This window comes from Dankookia rubra (genome assembly GCF_004355005.1).
Taxonomy (GTDB): domain Bacteria; phylum Pseudomonadota; class Alphaproteobacteria; order Acetobacterales; family Acetobacteraceae; genus Paracraurococcus; species Paracraurococcus ruber_A.
The window spans coordinates 1-14,284 of the sequence record NZ_SMSJ01000115.1 but is presented as its reverse complement, the minus strand read 5'-3'; the positions used below and the strand labels follow the sequence as shown (position 1 = coordinate 14,284).

The 14,284-nt window shown below is 72.3% G+C and carries 16 protein-coding genes; 7 read left to right on the top strand and 9 right to left on the bottom strand.

The window, feature by feature from the left end:
• The 3 genes from E2C06_RS32225 to E2C06_RS32215 all read left to right on the top strand — a co-directional run.
• Window positions 1-532: YsnF/AvaK domain-containing protein (locus E2C06_RS32225; RefSeq protein WP_133292673.1), on the top strand; the 532-nt coding region annotated here is incomplete at its 5' end.
• A gap of 140 nt (window positions 533-672) precedes the next feature.
• Entirely contained in the window at window positions 673-1,653 is a 981-nt protein-coding gene (locus tag E2C06_RS32220; RefSeq protein WP_133292672.1) for a threonine ammonia-lyase, read from the top strand.
• Window positions 1,653-2,279: a DUF1345 domain-containing protein gene (locus E2C06_RS32215; protein ID WP_133292671.1), complete on the top strand. Its 627-nt coding sequence runs from the start codon at window positions 1,653-1,655 to the stop codon at window positions 2,277-2,279. The genes E2C06_RS32220 and E2C06_RS32215 overlap by 1 nt, the downstream gene beginning before the upstream one ends.
• 252 nt (window positions 2,280-2,531) lie before the next feature.
• On the opposite strand, the gene E2C06_RS32210 is transcribed toward E2C06_RS32215, so the two are convergent.
• The 3 genes from E2C06_RS32210 to aceA form a co-directional block, all read right to left on the bottom strand.
• Window positions 2,532-2,753 carry a hypothetical protein gene (locus tag E2C06_RS32210; RefSeq protein ID WP_133292670.1) on the bottom strand — a complete coding sequence of 74 codons (222 nt, stop codon included), beginning with the start codon at window positions 2,751-2,753 and terminating at the stop codon, window positions 2,532-2,534.
• 36 nt (window positions 2,754-2,789) lie between these two features.
• The gene (locus E2C06_RS32205; RefSeq protein WP_133292669.1) at window positions 2,790-2,990 is read right to left on the bottom strand and encodes a hypothetical protein; all 201 of its coding nucleotides are present in this window, start codon (window positions 2,988-2,990) and stop codon (window positions 2,790-2,792) included.
• Window positions 2,991-3,059: 69 nt separating this feature from the next.
• Window positions 3,060-4,382 carry an isocitrate lyase gene (gene aceA / locus E2C06_RS32200; RefSeq protein ID WP_133292668.1) on the bottom strand — a complete coding sequence of 441 codons (1,323 nt, stop codon included), beginning with the start codon at window positions 4,380-4,382 and terminating at the stop codon, window positions 3,060-3,062.
• 148 nt (window positions 4,383-4,530) lie between these two features.
• Between aceA and E2C06_RS32195 the strand changes: the two genes are divergently transcribed.
• Window positions 4,531-5,955, top strand: coding sequence for a helix-turn-helix domain-containing protein (locus E2C06_RS32195; RefSeq protein WP_133292667.1), 1,425 nt, complete (start codon window positions 4,531-4,533; stop codon window positions 5,953-5,955).
• Here E2C06_RS32195 and E2C06_RS32190 read toward each other — a convergent pair.
• The 5 genes from E2C06_RS32190 to E2C06_RS32170 form a co-directional block, all read right to left on the bottom strand.
• A complete protein-coding gene (locus E2C06_RS32190) occupies window positions 5,942-6,496 on the bottom strand; it encodes a lipid-binding SYLF domain-containing protein (RefSeq protein WP_133292666.1) in 555 nt (184 codons plus the stop codon). The two genes, E2C06_RS32195 and E2C06_RS32190, sit on opposite strands and share 14 nt — an antisense overlap.
• A 57-nt stretch (window positions 6,497-6,553) precedes the next feature.
• Window positions 6,554-7,123 carry a lipid-binding SYLF domain-containing protein gene (locus E2C06_RS32185; protein ID WP_165982797.1) on the bottom strand — a complete coding sequence of 190 codons (570 nt, stop codon included), beginning with the start codon at window positions 7,121-7,123 and terminating at the stop codon, window positions 6,554-6,556.
• Between the two features lie 178 nt (window positions 7,124-7,301).
• Window positions 7,302-8,213, bottom strand: a complete 912-nt coding sequence (locus E2C06_RS32180; RefSeq protein WP_133292664.1) for an ABC transporter permease — start codon at window positions 8,211-8,213, stop codon at window positions 7,302-7,304.
• 76 nt (window positions 8,214-8,289) lie between these two features.
• On the bottom strand, window positions 8,290-9,243 hold the full coding sequence (locus E2C06_RS32175) for an ABC transporter permease (RefSeq protein WP_133292663.1): 954 nt from the start codon (window positions 9,241-9,243) through the stop codon (window positions 8,290-8,292).
• 18 nt (window positions 9,244-9,261) lie between these two features.
• Window positions 9,262-10,878: an ABC transporter substrate-binding protein gene (locus tag E2C06_RS32170; RefSeq protein ID WP_133292662.1), complete on the bottom strand. Its 1,617-nt coding sequence runs from the start codon at window positions 10,876-10,878 to the stop codon at window positions 9,262-9,264.
• A gap of 230 nt (window positions 10,879-11,108) precedes the next feature.
• Between E2C06_RS32170 and E2C06_RS32165 the strand changes: the two genes are divergently transcribed.
• Genes E2C06_RS32165 through E2C06_RS32155 form a run of 3 tightly spaced genes read left to right on the top strand, consistent with a single transcriptional unit; the run spans window position 11,109 to window position 13,481 of the window.
• On the top strand, window positions 11,109-12,149 hold the full coding sequence (locus tag E2C06_RS32165) for a flagellar motor protein MotB (protein WP_133292661.1): 1,041 nt from the start codon (window positions 11,109-11,111) through the stop codon (window positions 12,147-12,149).
• The gene (gene motA / locus E2C06_RS32160; protein ID WP_133292660.1) at window positions 12,146-13,012 is read left to right on the top strand and encodes a flagellar motor stator protein MotA; all 867 of its coding nucleotides are present in this window, start codon (window positions 12,146-12,148) and stop codon (window positions 13,010-13,012) included. The genes E2C06_RS32165 and motA overlap by 4 nt, the downstream gene beginning before the upstream one ends.
• 31 nt (window positions 13,013-13,043) lie before the next feature.
• A complete protein-coding gene (locus tag E2C06_RS32155; RefSeq protein WP_133292659.1) occupies window positions 13,044-13,481 on the top strand; it encodes a PaaI family thioesterase in 438 nt (145 codons plus the stop codon).
• A 97-nt stretch (window positions 13,482-13,578) separates the two neighbouring features.
• Here E2C06_RS32155 and E2C06_RS38090 read toward each other — a convergent pair.
• Window positions 13,579-14,284: hypothetical protein (locus tag E2C06_RS38090; RefSeq protein ID WP_206664785.1), on the bottom strand; the 706-nt coding region annotated here is incomplete at its 5' end.

The following is a 14,284-nucleotide window of genomic DNA, read 5'->3' as shown; positions in this document are numbered from 1 at the left end:
GGCCGGGCAGGCGCCGATGCCGGGCCGCGACACGCCGCCGGCCGGCGCCGCGACGGGCACCGCGGCGGCGATGGCAGGCAGCCCGACGCCCGCCACCACGCGCGCGCCCGGGACCGCCACCACGGGCGGGACGATCCCGCTGGTCGAGGAGCGGCTGCAGGTCGGCAAGCGCGACGTCAGCCATGGCAGCGTTCGGGTCCGCAGCTACGTGGTCGAGACGCCTGCGGAGGCGCAGGTGACCCTGCGCCAGGACCATGTCGAGGTGAATCGCCGCCCGGTCGACCGGCCGCTCGGCGAGGCCGATCGCAACGGGTTCCAGGACCGCGTCGTCGAGGCGACCGAATCCGCCGAGGAGGCGGTAGTCGACAAGGAGGCGCGGGTGCGCGAGGAGGTGGTGCTGCGGAAGACCGCCGAGGAGCGCACCGAGACCGTCCGCGACACCGTCCGGCACACCGAGGTGGAGGTCGAGGACGAGCGCGGCCGCGCCACCTCGCCCCAGTCGACTTCCCCGGGCCGCGATCCGATCCGCTAGCACCCCGCCCGGTCTTGCCCGCCGCCCCGGCGGGAGGGACGATGGCCCGATGGGGACCCGTCCCGTCGCGGCGCCGGCCATGCCGGCGCCGCCGATGCGATGCCGGCCGGGTCGACGCGGTGCATCGGGGGACAGGCAGCATGAGCGACAGCGTGGGCTTTGCCGATGTCGAGGCGGCTGCGGCGCGGCTGCGCGGCAAGGTGGTGCGGACGCCGGTGCTGCGCCACCGCATCCTGGACGAACTGACCGGCGGCACCGTGCTGGTGAAGCCGGAGCCGCTGCAACGGACCGGCAGCTTCAAGCTGCGGGGCGCGACCAATGCGGCGCTGCTGCTGGACCCCGCGGCGCGCCGCGCCGGCGTCGTCACGCATTCCTCCGGCAATCATGGCCAGGCGCTGGCCTGTGCGGCGCGCATGCTCGGGATGCCGGCGCTGATCGCCATGCCGGCCGATGCGCCGGGCATCAAGGTCGAAAGCACGCGCCGTTGGGGCGCTGAGATCCATCCCTTCGACCGCCATGGCGTCGACCGCGACGCGCTGGCGCGGCAACTGGCGGAAGCGCGCGGCGCGACGCTGATCCCGCCCTTCGACCATCCGCACGTCATCGCCGGCCAGGGCACCGTGGCGCTGGAACTGATCGAGGATGCGAAGGCGCTCGGCCTCTCGCTCGATGCGCTGGCGGTCTGCACCGGCGGCGGCGGGCTGATCGCCGGCTGCGCCCTAGCGGCCGAGGCGCTGGCGCCCGAGGCCGAGGTCTGGGCGGTGGAGCCGGAGGGCTGGGACGACACCCGCGCCAGCCTCGAGGCCGGCCGCCGGATTGCAGCCGATGGAAAGGGCGACGGCTTCTGCGACGCGCTGCTGTCGCGGCAGCCGGGCGCCCTCACCTTCGCCATCAACCACCCGCGCCTCGCGGGCGGCCTCGCGGTGTCGCGGGCCGAGGTGCTGCGCGCCATGCGCTTCGCCTTCGACCACCTGAAGATCGTGGCCGAGCCCGGCGGCGCGGTAGCCCTGGCCGCGTTGCTGGCGGGACGGCTGGACACCGGCGGGCGCACCATCGGCGTGGTCGTCAGCGGCGGCAATGTGGACCCGGCGGTCTTCGCGCAGGCGCTGACCGCGGCGTGATGCGCCTCGGCCTTCGCCACCGGCCGATCCTCCTGGCCGCGGCGGGGCTCGGGGCACTGGTGATGGCGCTGGGCACGGCGCTCGGACTGCCGCTGCAGACCGCGCTGCTGGTCGGCTGGTGCGTCGGCACCCTCTCCTATGGCGGCGGGACCCTGCGGTTCATGCGGCATGCGACGCCGGCGCAGATGCGGCGCAGGGCCGACTTGCTGGACGAGGGCGAGGCGGCGATCCTGACCGCCAGCCTCGCCGCGGCGATCGCCTCCATCGCCGCCGTCGCCTGGTTCCTGGCCTCGAAGACCGGCAGCATGGGGCCGGCCGAAGTCTCGCTGGCGCTGGTCTCGATCGCCCTATCCTGGGTCTTCGTCCACCTGCTGTTCGCGGTGCGCTACGCGCATGAATACTGGCAGGCCGGTGGCGGGTTGGACTTCCCCGGCGACGAGGACCCGGAATTCGGCGAGTTCCTCTATTTCGCCTTCACCATCGGCATGACCTTCCAGACCTCGGACGTCGCCGTCTCCAAGCGGCTGCTGCGCCAGCTCACGCTGGTGCATGCGCTGGTGTCCTTCCTGTTCAACGTCGTCATCCTGGCGGCGGCGGTGAACGTGACGGCGGGGCTGGTCGGCTGAAGGCGATCCCCTAGGCAGAGCCGCCATGGCCTTGCCGGTCGCTGCCTGCGCAGGTCGCCATGCCGCGGGGGCCGTGCCGAGGTGCCGATCCACCGCGCCAGCGGCGGCGGTCCCTGCGGCCCCGTGCCCAAGCCTGGAACCGCAAGCGGGCCGGGTCGGCGTGCCCACCCTTCGGTGCGGCACGCCCGCCCGGTCCCTTCCCTGCAGGGCAGGATCCCGCCGTCGGATGATCCCGGCCTTCGGCGATTGCCGTCAGCCGCCGGCCGCCATGCCCGAGCGCAGGCGCGACCATGCCCCATGCGCAAAGGGCGCCGCGGCCGGGGGCTCGGACCCCGCCGGCCAGCAGGCTGCGCCGCCGCCGGAGCGGCGCCGGGGCTCCACGCCGTCCAGCAGCGCGGCGACGACGTCGCGCACCGAGCGGCCCGCGGCATGGCGGTGGCGCCGCAGCGGCAGGCGGGGATTCCAGGGCATCATCCGTCGATCCTCCCTGCGTGCCGCCGCGGCGGTCGGTCAGCGCGCGGCCGGCTGGCCGCGCTCGGCGCAGGCCCAGCCATGCGAATGGACCAGGCCGTCGTCGTAGGGCTCCTCCTCCGGATGCGCCGACATGGCGGCGGCGATCTCCGCGCCGGCCATCGGCCCGGCCGGGGGCGGCGGCTCGGTGGCCCAGCCGTGGGAATGCACCAGGCCGTCGTCGTAATCGTCGTTGGACATGGGACCGTTTCCTTGTGCTTGGGAGCCGTGGGGAGATCCCGCGCCGGCGCACCGGCGCGGGGGTGGTGGTCAGTGCGCCGGGGCGTGCTCGTCGTGGAACTGCGCCGCCTCGGTGCTGGTCGCCAGCGCGGTGGTGCTGGACTGGCCGCCGCCAGCGGCGGTGGCGACGGCATCGAAGTAGCCGACGCCGACCTCGCGCTGGTGGCGCACTGCGGTGAAGCCCTCGGACTCCGCCGCGAATTCGGCCTGCTGCAGCTCGCTGTAGGCGCCCATGCCGCGGTCCTTGTAGCCGCGCGCCAGCTTGAACATGGACAGGTTCAGGCTGTGGAAGCCGGCCAGGGTCACGAACTGGAACTTGTAGCCCATGGCGCCGAGCTCGCGCTGGAACTTGGTCGCCGCCTCGACGCCCATCTTGCGCTGCCAGTTGAAGCTGGGGCTGCAGTTGTAGGCCAGCATCTTGCCCGGGAACTCGCGCTGGATGGCTTCCGCGAACATCCGCGCGTCGTTCAGGTCGGGGTCCGAGGTCTCCCACCACAGCAGGTCGGCGTAAGGCGCATAGGCCAGGCTGCGGGCGATGGCGTAGTCCTTGCCGCAACCCGGCCTGATGCGGAAGAAGCCTTCCGGCGTGCGGTCGTTGCCGATGAACGGGCGGTCGCGCTCGTCGACGTCGGAGGTGAGCAGCTGGGCGCTCTCGGCATCCGTGCGGCAGAGCAGCACGGTCGGCACGCCCTCCACGTCGGCCGCGAGGCGCGCCGCGTTCAGGGTGCGGATATGCTGGGCGATCGGCACCAGCACCTTGCCGCCGAGATGGCCGCACTTCTTCTCGGACGCGAGCTGGTCCTCGAAATGGACGCCCGCGGCGCCGGCATCGATCATCGCCCGCATCAGCTCGTAGGCGTTCAGCGCGCCGCCGAAGCCGGCTTCCGCGTCCGCCACGATCGGCGCCATCCAATGCGTGGTGTCGCCCTTGCCCTCCTGCACCGCGATCTGGTCGGCCCGGCGGAGCGAGTTGTTGATCCGCCGCACCACGTTCGGCACGCTATCCACGGGGTAGAGCGACTGGTCCGGGTACATGGTGCCGGCGGTGTTGGCATCCGCCGCCACCTGCCACCCCGACAGGTAGATCGCCTTCAGCCCGGCCTTCACCTGCTGCAGCGCCTGCATCCCCGTCAGCGCGCCGAGCGTGGTCACCTGCGGCTCGGTCTTCAGCAGCTGCCAGAGCCGGCGGGCGCCCATGTCGGCCAGGGTGTGCTCGATCCGGAAGCTGCCGGACAGCTTCGCCACGTCGGCCGGGGTATAGTCGCGGCGGATGCCGTCGAAGCGGCCGGGCTCGGGGCGGCCCCCGCCGAAGCTGCCGTCGGGCGCATGGGTGGGGGCGGGTGTCTGGCGCATCGCGTATTCTCCTGAGGCCGGCGGTCCCGGCTGGCAGGGTCAATAATTCACATTGCGGCGCCGAAGTTGAGCTCCTATTGCTGTGAAAAGCGGCAAAGCGGTTGCCGTTTTAACAATGCACTTGTGAATTTCGTAAAGGCAGTGAAGCATGGCGCGTGCGCTGATCGGCCGGACCGTCCGCCGGCTGCGGCAGGAAAAGGGGTTGGCGCAGCAGGCCCTGGCCGCCCGGCTCGGCATCTCGGCCAGCTACCTCAACCTGATCGAGCACGACCAGCGGGCGGTCACCGCCACCCTGCTGATCAAGCTGACCGAGGCACTGCAGGTCGACATCGCCGCGCTGTCGGGCATGCGGGAGAAGGCGATCGAGACCGGGCTGCGCGAGGTCATGGCCGACCCGCTGCTCGGCCTCGACCAGGTGCCGGAGGAGGAGGTCTCGACGCTGGCCGGCAGCGCGCCCAACGCGGCCCGCGCCATGCTGGCGCTCTACCGCGCCTGGCGCGTGGCGCGGGAGGATTCCGGCGGCATCGCCCTGCCGACCGGCCGGCGCATCCTGCTGCCGACCGAGGAGGCGCGCGACTTCTTCCACGACCGCAGCAACCACTTCGCCGAGCTGGAAGCGGCGGCGGAGGCGATCGCCGCCGAGATGGGCGTCACCGCGCCGTCCGAGATGAACCACGCCGTGGCGCAGCGGCTGCGGCAGAAGCACGGGCTCTCGGTCAGCGTCACCGCCCTGCCCGGCGCGCTGCGGCGCTACGACCCGGTCGGCCGCCGGCTCGACCTGTCGGAGACGCTGCCGCGCGAGAGCCGCGGCTTCCACCTGGCCTTCCAACTGATGCTGCTCGAGGCCGGAGAGGCGGTGCAGGCGGCGATGGCGGGGTTCGAGGCCTCCTCGACCGAGGCGGCGCAGCTCATCCGCATCGGCCTGCTGAACTATGCCGCGGCGGCGCTGCTGATGCCCTATGGCCCCTTCCTGGCGGCGGCGCGGGAGCTGCGGCACGACCTGGAGGCGCTGGCGGCGCGCTTCGGCGTCTCCTTCGAGCAGGCCTGCCACCGCCTCACCACCATGCAGCGCCCGGGCGAGGCGGCGCAGCGCGGCGTGCCCTTCTTCTTCCTGCGGGTCGATCCCGCCGGCAATGTCGGCAAGCGCCTGGCCGCGGCCGGCTTCCCCTTCGCCCGCTTCGGCGGCTCCTGCCCCAAATGGATCGTGCACCAGGCCTTCGCCACGCCGGGCAGCATGCGGGTGCAGCTGGCGCAGCTGCCGGACGGCGGCAGCTTCCTGTGTTTCGCGCGTACCGTGCACGGCGTGGCGGCGCATTGGGGGGAGCCGGCGCCGGTCTATGTCGTCGCCATGGGCTGCGACCTCGCCCGCGCCTCCGAGGTCGTCTACGGCGACGGGCTCGACCTCGACAAGGCGATGGTCGGCATCGGCCTGTCCTGCCGGCTGTGCGACCGGATGGATTGCCGCAGCCGCGCCTTCCCGCCGCTCGAGCACCGGCTCTCGCTCGACCCCATGGTGGCGAGCGACGCGCCCTACCGGTTCGAGCCGCCGAGGAAGCGCCTTACTCCGGCGTGATCCGCGAGATCTTCTGCCCGTCCAGCGTTAGCGCCGCCATCAGCCCTTGCTGGCCGAAGGTCACGGCATAGACGTCCTGGCTCATTGTCGTGGAGGTCAGGCTGCCGGCCAGGCCGGCATCCAGCGCCACCACGCTCGGCCCGGTGCCGATCTCCCAGCCCTGGCTCCGGCGGAAGAAGTCGAGCGCCTCCTCGGTCATGATGAACATCGCCAGGCCGTAGCTCTGCGCGCCGATCTGCAGGCCGAAGCTGGCGCCTGCGATGTTGTAGTAGCCGGTGGTCTCGGCGCCCTCGACCATGGCGCCGTTGCCGTACTGGCCGCCGAAGACAAAGCCGCCGCGGATGATGTGCGGGAAGACCAGGATGGCCTCGGCGTTCTCGGCCAGGATGCGGGTGCCGTCCTGTTCCCGCAGCCGGGCCAGGGCGGGCGCCACGGCCGCGTCGATCTCCCGCTTCGTCGCGGCGCGGGCGGTGCCGGGCCGGGCGAGCAATGGCAGCAGCGGCAGGGCGAGCGCCGCAAGGCGGCGACGGGCAATCGGCATGGGTCCTCCCCCCGGAACGGTATGCCGTTTACGCCCCGCCGCGCCGCCCGCGCAACATCAGGCGCCGGGGTGGATCCGGGTGATCTTGGTGCCGTTCAGGGCGAGCGCCGCCATCAACCCCTGCTGGCCGAAGGTGATGGCATAGACCGGCTCGGTCAGCGTGGTGATCGACGCATTGGCCTGCAGCCCCTTGTCGAGCGCGACGACGCTCGGCCCGGTGCCGATCTCCCAGCCATCCGCCTTCTGCAGCGCGACCAGAGCGGATTCCTGCATGAAGAACATCGCCAGTCCGGCCGCCTGGGCGCCGGCCAGCAGGCCGAGCGAGAGGCCGGCGATGGAATAGTAGCCATCGGTCCGGCCGCCGCGCAGCAAGGCGCCCTCGCCGTACTGGCCGCCGACGATGAAGCCGCCGCTGACGATGCGCGGAAAGACCAGCGTCGCGCGCGCCTCGCGCAGCAGCGGCTCGGTATTCGGCAGTTCGCGCAGGCGGAGAAGGGCGGCGGCGACATCGGCGTCGATCTCGCGCCGCGTGGCGGCGCGGGCGGGCGACGGGGCGAGGCCGGGCGCGGCCAGCGCACCGGCGAGCAATGCGAGGCGGGACACCTGCCGACGGGTGGGGGTCTGCATCGGGAACCTCCATGGGGGTGCCGATGGCGCGAACCCGCCCCCGGCGCCCGGTTGCCCCGGCCGCATGCCGTGATGCGGCCGGGGATGGCGGAGGAGCCTATCGCGGTTTGCCGCCGGAGGTGAAGGCGCCGCCGCGGCGGGGCGTTTCCGGCCCGGCCCGACCGAGCCGCGCGCCGGCCTACCCCTTCACGTCCATCGCCTGGCGCAGCCCGTCCGCCAGCAGGTTGAAGCAGATGCTCGTCACGAAGATGCAGGCGCCCGGCAGCACCGCCACCCAGGGCTGCACGTAGATCGCGGTGCGCAGCGTGTTCAGCATCAGGCCCCATTCCGGCTCCGGCGGCTTGGTGCCGAGGCCGAGGAAGCTGAGGCCGGAGGCGATGATCATGCAGACCGAGATCAGCGAGGTCGCATAGACGAAGATCGGCCCCAGCACGTTGCCCAGCACATGGACCCGCACGATGGTGAAGCCGGACGCGCCCGAGGCCCGCGCCGCGTCGACGAAGTCGAGGTTGCGCACCCCCTGCGTCACGCTTTCCGCCACCCGGATGATCTGCGGGATGAAAACCAGCGTCAGCGCCAGGATGGCGTTGAAGATGCCGGCCCCGAGCGCGCCCGAGATGGCGACCGCCAGCAGCACGGAGGGGAAGGCGTAGAAGACATCGGTCGTGCGCATGATCGCCATGTTCATCCGGCCGCCGACGAAGCCGGCGATGACGCCGAGCGTGGTGCCGACGACGAAGGCGATGACCACCGGCGCGATGCCCATGAACCAGGAGAGCCGCCCGCCGTAGAGCAGCCGGGTCAGGATGTCCCGCCCCAGCTCGTCCGTGCCGAGCAGGTAGTTGGGCGTGCCGATCGGCTTCAGCCGGCGGATCATGCTGCCCTGGTAGGGATCGTGCGGCGCGATCAGCGGGGCGAAGACGATCGCCAGCAGCATCAGCAGCAGGATGGAGCCACAGACGATGGTGACCGGGTCGCGCCGGACGCGTTTCCAGACGCCGGCCCAATAGCCCTCGGACTTCGCCTGGACCTGCCTGGCCTGGACCGCGAGTTCCGCTTCGGCGGCGGTGGGGGTGGTGGCCGTGCTCATCGATTTGGCCTCCTGGAAAAAAGGGCGGACCGGTTCAGACTTTCGGGCTTGGCGGCCCGGCGTTCATCGGGCCGCATCAGCCACGCTTGATCCGGGGGTCGAGTGCCGTCTGCACCAGGTCGACGCAGAGGTTCAGCGCGACGAAGAACATCGCCAGGACCAGGATCGTGCCCTGCAGCACCGGCAGGTCACGCTGGAAGATGGCGCTGTTCAGCAGCAGGCCCGTGCCCGGCCAGGAGAAGACCGTCTCCACCAGGATCGACCCGCCCATGAGGTAGCCGAGCTGCAGGCCCATGACCGCCAGCGCGTTCGGCGCCGCGTTCTTCACCACGTGCAGGAAGACGCCCCAGCGGGTCAGCCCCTTGCCGCGCAGGGCCACGACGAATTCCTGGTTCATGATCTCGGCGACGATGCCGCGCACGGTGCGCGTGACGATGCCCATCGGGATGACCGAGAGCGTCACCGTCGGCAGCACCAGGTGCTTCACATGGTCCCAGTCCCAGCCCCAGTCCGATGATCCGCCCGGCCCCGCCCCCATGGCCGGCAGCCAGTTGAGCTGCACCGAGAAGATCACCACCATCACCATGCCGAGCCAGTAATGCGGCACCGAGACGCCGGCGACCGCGACGCCGACGGCGGTGCGGTCGAGCACCGAGCCGCGGAAGGTGCCGGCCAGCCCGCCCAGCACGCAGCCCAGCACGAAGCCGAGCGACGACGCGGCGAAGGCCAGCATCAGCGTATTGCCGATCGCCGAGTGCAGGTCGGCCCAGACCGGCCGCCCCGTCGCCAGCGAGCGGCCGAGGTCGCCGACCGCGACCTTCGACAGCCAGAGCCCGAACTGCACGAGCAGCGGCTTGTCGAGCCCGTAGTCGCGGCGGACCTGATCCACCACGTCGGCCGGCGCATCCGGCGGGACGATGGCGTTGATCGGGTCGCCCGGGGCGATCTGCACCAGCATGAAGCAGACGAAGCCGACCGCCAGCGCGATCGGCACCGCATAGAAGACCCGGCGCAGCAGGTAGAGAAGCATCGGGGGACCCCTTGGGTGTTACTGGATGGAAGGCAAGCGGAGATCGACGAACCAGCTCTGCGGCTGGACGAAGCCCTTGACGCGGGGCGACATGGCGCGCGGCGAGACGTCGTGCGCGATCCAGATGAACAGCGCCTCCTCGACCCCTGCCGCATGCAGCTTGGCCAGCGCCGCGTCGCGCGCCGCGGGCTCGAAGGTGTTGCGGGCCTCGCGGATCATCGCGTCGAAGCGCGGGTCGTTGAAGAGGCCCCAGTTGTTCGACACCGGGGCGGCCATCTTGCTGTCGTAGAACCGCACCAGGGCGAAGAAGGGGTCCATGGTGGAGATCGAGACGTTGATCGCATGCGCCCCGCGCGCCGAGGGCGCGGCGCAGCCCTGGCGCCAGTTGGTGAACAGCGTGTTCCAGTCCACCACGTCGAACTCGACATTGACGCCAATGGTCTTCAGGTCCTGCTGCAGGAACTCGTTCATCGGCAGCGGCTGCATCTGGCCAGATCCGCTGGGGCTGATCTGCACCTTGAGGTTGAGCGGCTTGCCCGGGCCATAGCCGGCCTCGGCCAGCAGGCGCTTGGCCTCGGCCTTGTCGGTGCGGATGCGGAAGTCGGGATTGCCCCACCAGGGATGGCCCGGCCCGACAGTGCCGACCGAGGGCTCCATGAAGCCGCCGAGCAGCTGCTTCAGGCCGTCGCGGTCGATCGCCAGGTTCAGCGCCCGGCGCACCCGCACGTCCTTCAGCGGGCTCTCGCCGGCGAAGCAGGGCTGCCAGGGCCAGAAATGCGGCTGCAGGTTCTGCTGGATGACCATGCCGCGCGCCTTCAACTGCGGCACGCTGTCGGGCGCCGGCGCCTCGATCCAGTCGACCTGGCCGGAGAGCAGCGCGGCGGTGCGGGCATTCGCCTCCGGGATCGGCAGCAGGACGATCTTCTCCGCCTTCGCCTTCTCGCCCCAATAGGCCTCGTTGCGGGCGTATTCGGCCCGCTCGCGCGGCACGAGGCGGGTCAGGCGGAAGGCGCCGGTGCCGGACGGCGCGGCGGCGAAGGCGTTCCAGGCGGCCTCGGCGCTCGGCGCCGCGGCGCGCAGCCTCTCCCATTGCGCCGGGCTGGCCATGAAGAGGTTGGTCAGGTTGATCGGCAGGAAGCTGTCGGGCTCGCTCGTGATCAGCGCGACCGTCAGGTCGTCGACCTTCTCCGCCCGGCGCAGCGCCGGCATGCGCGTCGCGGTCAGGCCGACCTGGCGCGGGTCGAACTGCGGCGCCTCCCGGTCCAGCACCTTGCGGACGTTCCAGACCACCGCATCGGCGTTGAAGTCCGAGCCGTCGTGGAATTTCACCCCCGGCCGCAGCCTGAAGATCCAGCGGGTCTTGTCCGCCGCATCGACCTCCCAGGAGGTCGCCAGGTTGGCCACCAGCGGCGTCGGCCGGTCGCCGCGCGAGAGGTCCCAGGCGGTCAGCGCATCGAACAGCGGGATCCCGGTGAAGCGGTTGCCCTCGAAGCCCTGGTCGGGCTGGCCATGGGTCAGCGGGATGTCGGCCGCGGTCATGCCGATGCGGATGGTCCCCTGCGCCTGGCCCGGACCGGGCGTGAGGCCCGGCAGCACGGCGAGGGTGGCGGCCATGAGCAGTCGCCGAAGGGTCATGGAAGGCGTCTCCCGGTCGGGTCTTGTGCGGGTGCTCGGGGCACCGGGCTGCGGCATCGCAAGCCCTGTGCCAGCCCGAAGCGCAGGCCGCCCGGACGGCGCCGGCGCCCCGATGCCCAAGCCGGCGGCAGACTGCCTGCCCCGGCGGCGCCTACCGAACGGCGGCTCCATTAGAGCGCCCTTAAGCCCCACTGCGGCACTCTGCGCCCGACAGCGGCGGCGCGGGGGCGATGGCAGGCAAGGGCAAGGGCGGTCGCAACGCGGGCGCGACCATCGTCATCAGGTGGGAAGAGGGCGGCGGGGACGGGCACCATGGCGGCGCCTGGAAGGTCGCCTATGCCGATTTCGTCACGGCAATGATGGCCTTCTTCCTGCTGATGTGGCTGCTGAACGCCACCTCGGACGACCAGCGCCGCGGCCTGGCCGACTATTTCGCGCCCTCCAACGCGCTCGGCCGCAGCGCCACCGGCTCGGGCGAGCCCTTCGGCGGCAGCAGCCCGAACTCCGACGGCACCATGGTTTCCGACAACGGCGCCATCCGGATCGAGCAGGGCCGCGCCCCGGTCCGGCTCGACATCGAGGATGACGGCCAGTCCGATGCCCCGCCCGAGACCGCCGCGCCGCAGCCGCCGCAGCCGCCGGGGGATGCGGCGCCGCAGGCCTCCGGCGCCGTCGTCGCCGAAGGCACCGCCGCCCCCGGCACCACCGCGGCCGCCGGAGCGGCCGAGGCCGCCGCGCTGGGCGAGGCCGCGCTGCGCGCCGAACTGGCGAGGCGCGAGGCCAGCGCCTTCGAGCAGGCGGCCGCCGAGATCCGCGCCGCGGTGCAGGACGACCCGGCGCTCGCCGACCTCGCCCGGCAGCTGGTGGTCGAGCAGGTGCCGGAGGGGCTGCGCATCCAGATCCTCGACGCCGAGCGGCAGGCGATGTTCCCGGTCGGCGGCGCGGCGCCGAACGACCGCGCCCGCGCCCTGCTGGCCAAGGTGGCGGCCGTCGCGGCGCGGCTGCCGAACGGGCTCGCCATCGCCGGCCATACCGATGCGACACCCTTCCGCGGCGCCGACCGCTCCAACTGGGAGCTCTCGGCCGAGCGGGCCAATGCGGTGCGCCGCCTGCTGCTCGATGCCGGGATCGCCGAAGCGCGGCTGCAGAGCGTCGCCGGCCATGCCGACCGCATGCCGCTGCTGCCGCAGGATCCGCTGGCCGCCGGCAACCGCCGCGTCGCCATCACCCTGCTGCGCGCGGTTCCTGCCGCGCCCAATGCCGCACCATGACGACGATCGGCGGCCTGGTCTTCCTGCTGGCCTGCGTCTTCGGCGGCTACGTGCTGGCGGGCGGCAAGTTCGACATCATCCTGCATGCCCTGCCGCACGAGATGCTGACCATCGGCGGCGCCGCCATCGGCGCCTTCGTCATGGCCAACAGCATCGGCGATATCAAGCATGTCGCCGGCGGCTTCGGCAAGATTCTGAAGGGCGCGCGCTACAAGAAGGCTGACTACGTCGAGATGCTGAGCCTGCTGTACTTCTTCGTGCGCCTCGCCCAGACCAAGGGCGCCATGGCGCTCGAGCCGCATATCGAGAAGCCGGAGGAAAGCAGCGCCTTCGGCAAGTTCCCGAAGATCCAGAAGGACCACCACGGCGTCGCGCTGATCTGCGACTACCTGCGCATGGTCGGCATGAACGCCGACGACCCGCACCAGATCGAGGACGTGATGGCGCGCGAGCTGAAGAAGATCCTGGTCGAGGAGCTGCACCCGAGCCACGCCCTGCAGTCGGTGGCCGATGCGCTGCCGGCGCTCGGCATCGTCGCCGCGGTGCTCGGCGTCATCAAGACCATGGCCAGCATCGACCAGCCGCCGGCGATCCTCGGCGGCATGATCGGCGGCGCGCTGGTCGGCACCTTCATGGGCGTGCTGCTGGCCTATGGCATGGTCGGGCCGATGGCCGCCCGGCTGAAGGGCGTGGTGGAGGAGGAGGCGAAGTACTACGAGGTCATCCGCGCCGTGCTCGTCGCCCACCTGCACGGCAATGCGCCGCAGGTGGCGGTCGAGACCGGCCGCAAGATGGCCCCCACCGCCCTGATGCCGAGCTTCCAGGAGCTGGAGGCGGCGCTGCAGGACCTGCAGGTCGCTTGACGGAAGGCGGGCGCGGGGGCAGGCAACCGGCATGGACCACCCCGACTTCCCGCATTCCCACTCACCCTTCCACGCGCATCTCGGCGTGCAGGTCGCCGAATGGCGCGACGGCCATGCGAAGTTGGTCTGCGATACGGAGGCGCACCACGCCAACCGCTCCGGCATCGTCCACGGCGGCGTCGTGCTGGCGATGATCGACCAGGCCGCGGCCTTCGCCGGCCTGTACTGCCCGGACCCGGCGCGGGTGCGGCGCGCGGTCACGCTCGACCTCGACTGCCGCTTCACCGGCCAGGCCGCGATCGGCGGCCGGCTGACCGCGGAGGGCCGGGTCGTCACCGCCGGCCGCAACATCTTCTTCTGCCGGACCGAGGTGTTCGACGCCGAGGGCCGGCTGGTCGCCTTCGGCGCCTCCACCCACCGATACCGCGCCGGCAGCGGCGATCCGCGGGGCGTGCCCATCGAGGGCTAGGCCGCGATCGTCCTGAGCGGAAACCCGCAGGACGTGAAGCGCTGGCTCAACAAAGCCCGGACCGATGTTGTCCTGATACCGTCAAGGCAACATCGGTCTAGGTCCGCAGCAGCGCCGCCGCCGCCGCGGGCCCGGCCAGGATCTCGATGCTGCGGGCCAGGTCGACCGGCCGCAGCCCGTCCGGCCGCCGCGCCCGGCCGCCGAGCGCGCCGAGGCTGGCGGTGAGGTCGCGCAGCGCCTGGTCATAGGCCGGCGCGCCGCCGAGCCTCCGCCCGGCGCCTTCCAGCGCCCGCAGCCGCCGCGCCCCCTGCTCCATGTCCTCGACCTCGGCATCGGTCACCGCCGGCGCCTCGGCCAGCCGCAGCGCCGGCGCCACCAGCTGCCGCTCGGCCGCCGCCAGGAAACCGGCCCGGCAGGCCTCGTCCGCGGCGCGGCGGCAAGCCTGCACCTGGCGCTGCCGGTCGCTGCCGAGCAGCGCGCAATTCTCGAGGTCCTCCAGCCGGTGCGCGGTCAGCAGCGCCATCTCGGCCGCGGCCTGCGGGTCGAGCGTGGCGAAGGGCGGCGGCGGCGCCGCCAGCACCTGGTCCACCGCCTGCAACGCGACCGCCCGTGCCGCCGGATCCAGCCCGGCCGCCAGTTGCGCCAGGGCGCCCGGCTCGCTCGCCCGCTGCAGCAGCGTCGCCAGCGTGGCCGAGAGCGGGCCCGGCCCGGCCGGCGCCACCGCGCCGAGCGCGGCGCGCGCGAGCTCGGCCGGCGGCCCGGCGACCGCGCTGGCCAGCGCCGCCCAGATCGCCGGCCCGGCC

What these genes read in the sequence shown, in the direction of transcription:
- E2C06_RS32180 (WP_133292664.1), bottom strand. Translation starts at nt 8,213, where the DNA reads ATGAGCACGGCCACCACCCCCACCGCCGCCGAAGCGGAACTCGCGGTC.
- E2C06_RS32170 (WP_133292662.1), bottom strand. Translation starts at nt 10,878, where the DNA reads ATGACCCTTCGGCGACTGCTCATGGCCGCCACCCTCGCCGTGCTGCCG.
- E2C06_RS32190 (WP_133292666.1), bottom strand. Translation starts at nt 6,496, where the DNA reads ATGCCGATTGCCCGTCGCCGCCTTGCGGCGCTCGCCCTGCCGCTGCTG.
- aceA (WP_133292668.1), bottom strand. Translation starts at nt 4,382, where the DNA reads ATGCGCCAGACACCCGCCCCCACCCATGCGCCCGACGGCAGCTTCGGC.
- E2C06_RS32195 (WP_133292667.1), top strand. Translation starts at nt 4,531, where the DNA reads ATGGCGCGTGCGCTGATCGGCCGGACCGTCCGCCGGCTGCGGCAGGAA.
- E2C06_RS32185 (WP_165982797.1), bottom strand. Translation starts at nt 7,123, where the DNA reads ATGCAGACCCCCACCCGTCGGCAGGTGTCCCGCCTCGCATTGCTCGCC.
- E2C06_RS32175 (WP_133292663.1), bottom strand. Translation starts at nt 9,243, where the DNA reads ATGCTTCTCTACCTGCTGCGCCGGGTCTTCTATGCGGTGCCGATCGCG.
- E2C06_RS32215 (WP_133292671.1), top strand. Translation starts at nt 1,653, where the DNA reads ATGCGCCTCGGCCTTCGCCACCGGCCGATCCTCCTGGCCGCGGCGGGG.
- E2C06_RS32205 (WP_133292669.1), bottom strand. Translation starts at nt 2,990, where the DNA reads ATGTCCAACGACGATTACGACGACGGCCTGGTGCATTCCCACGGCTGG.
- E2C06_RS32220 (WP_133292672.1), top strand. Translation starts at nt 673, where the DNA reads ATGAGCGACAGCGTGGGCTTTGCCGATGTCGAGGCGGCTGCGGCGCGG.
- E2C06_RS32165 (WP_133292661.1), top strand. Translation starts at nt 11,109, where the DNA reads ATGGCAGGCAAGGGCAAGGGCGGTCGCAACGCGGGCGCGACCATCGTC.
- E2C06_RS32210 (WP_133292670.1), bottom strand. Translation starts at nt 2,753, where the DNA reads ATGATGCCCTGGAATCCCCGCCTGCCGCTGCGGCGCCACCGCCATGCC.
- motA (WP_133292660.1), top strand. Translation starts at nt 12,146, where the DNA reads ATGACGACGATCGGCGGCCTGGTCTTCCTGCTGGCCTGCGTCTTCGGC.
- E2C06_RS32155 (WP_133292659.1), top strand. Translation starts at nt 13,044, where the DNA reads ATGGACCACCCCGACTTCCCGCATTCCCACTCACCCTTCCACGCGCAT.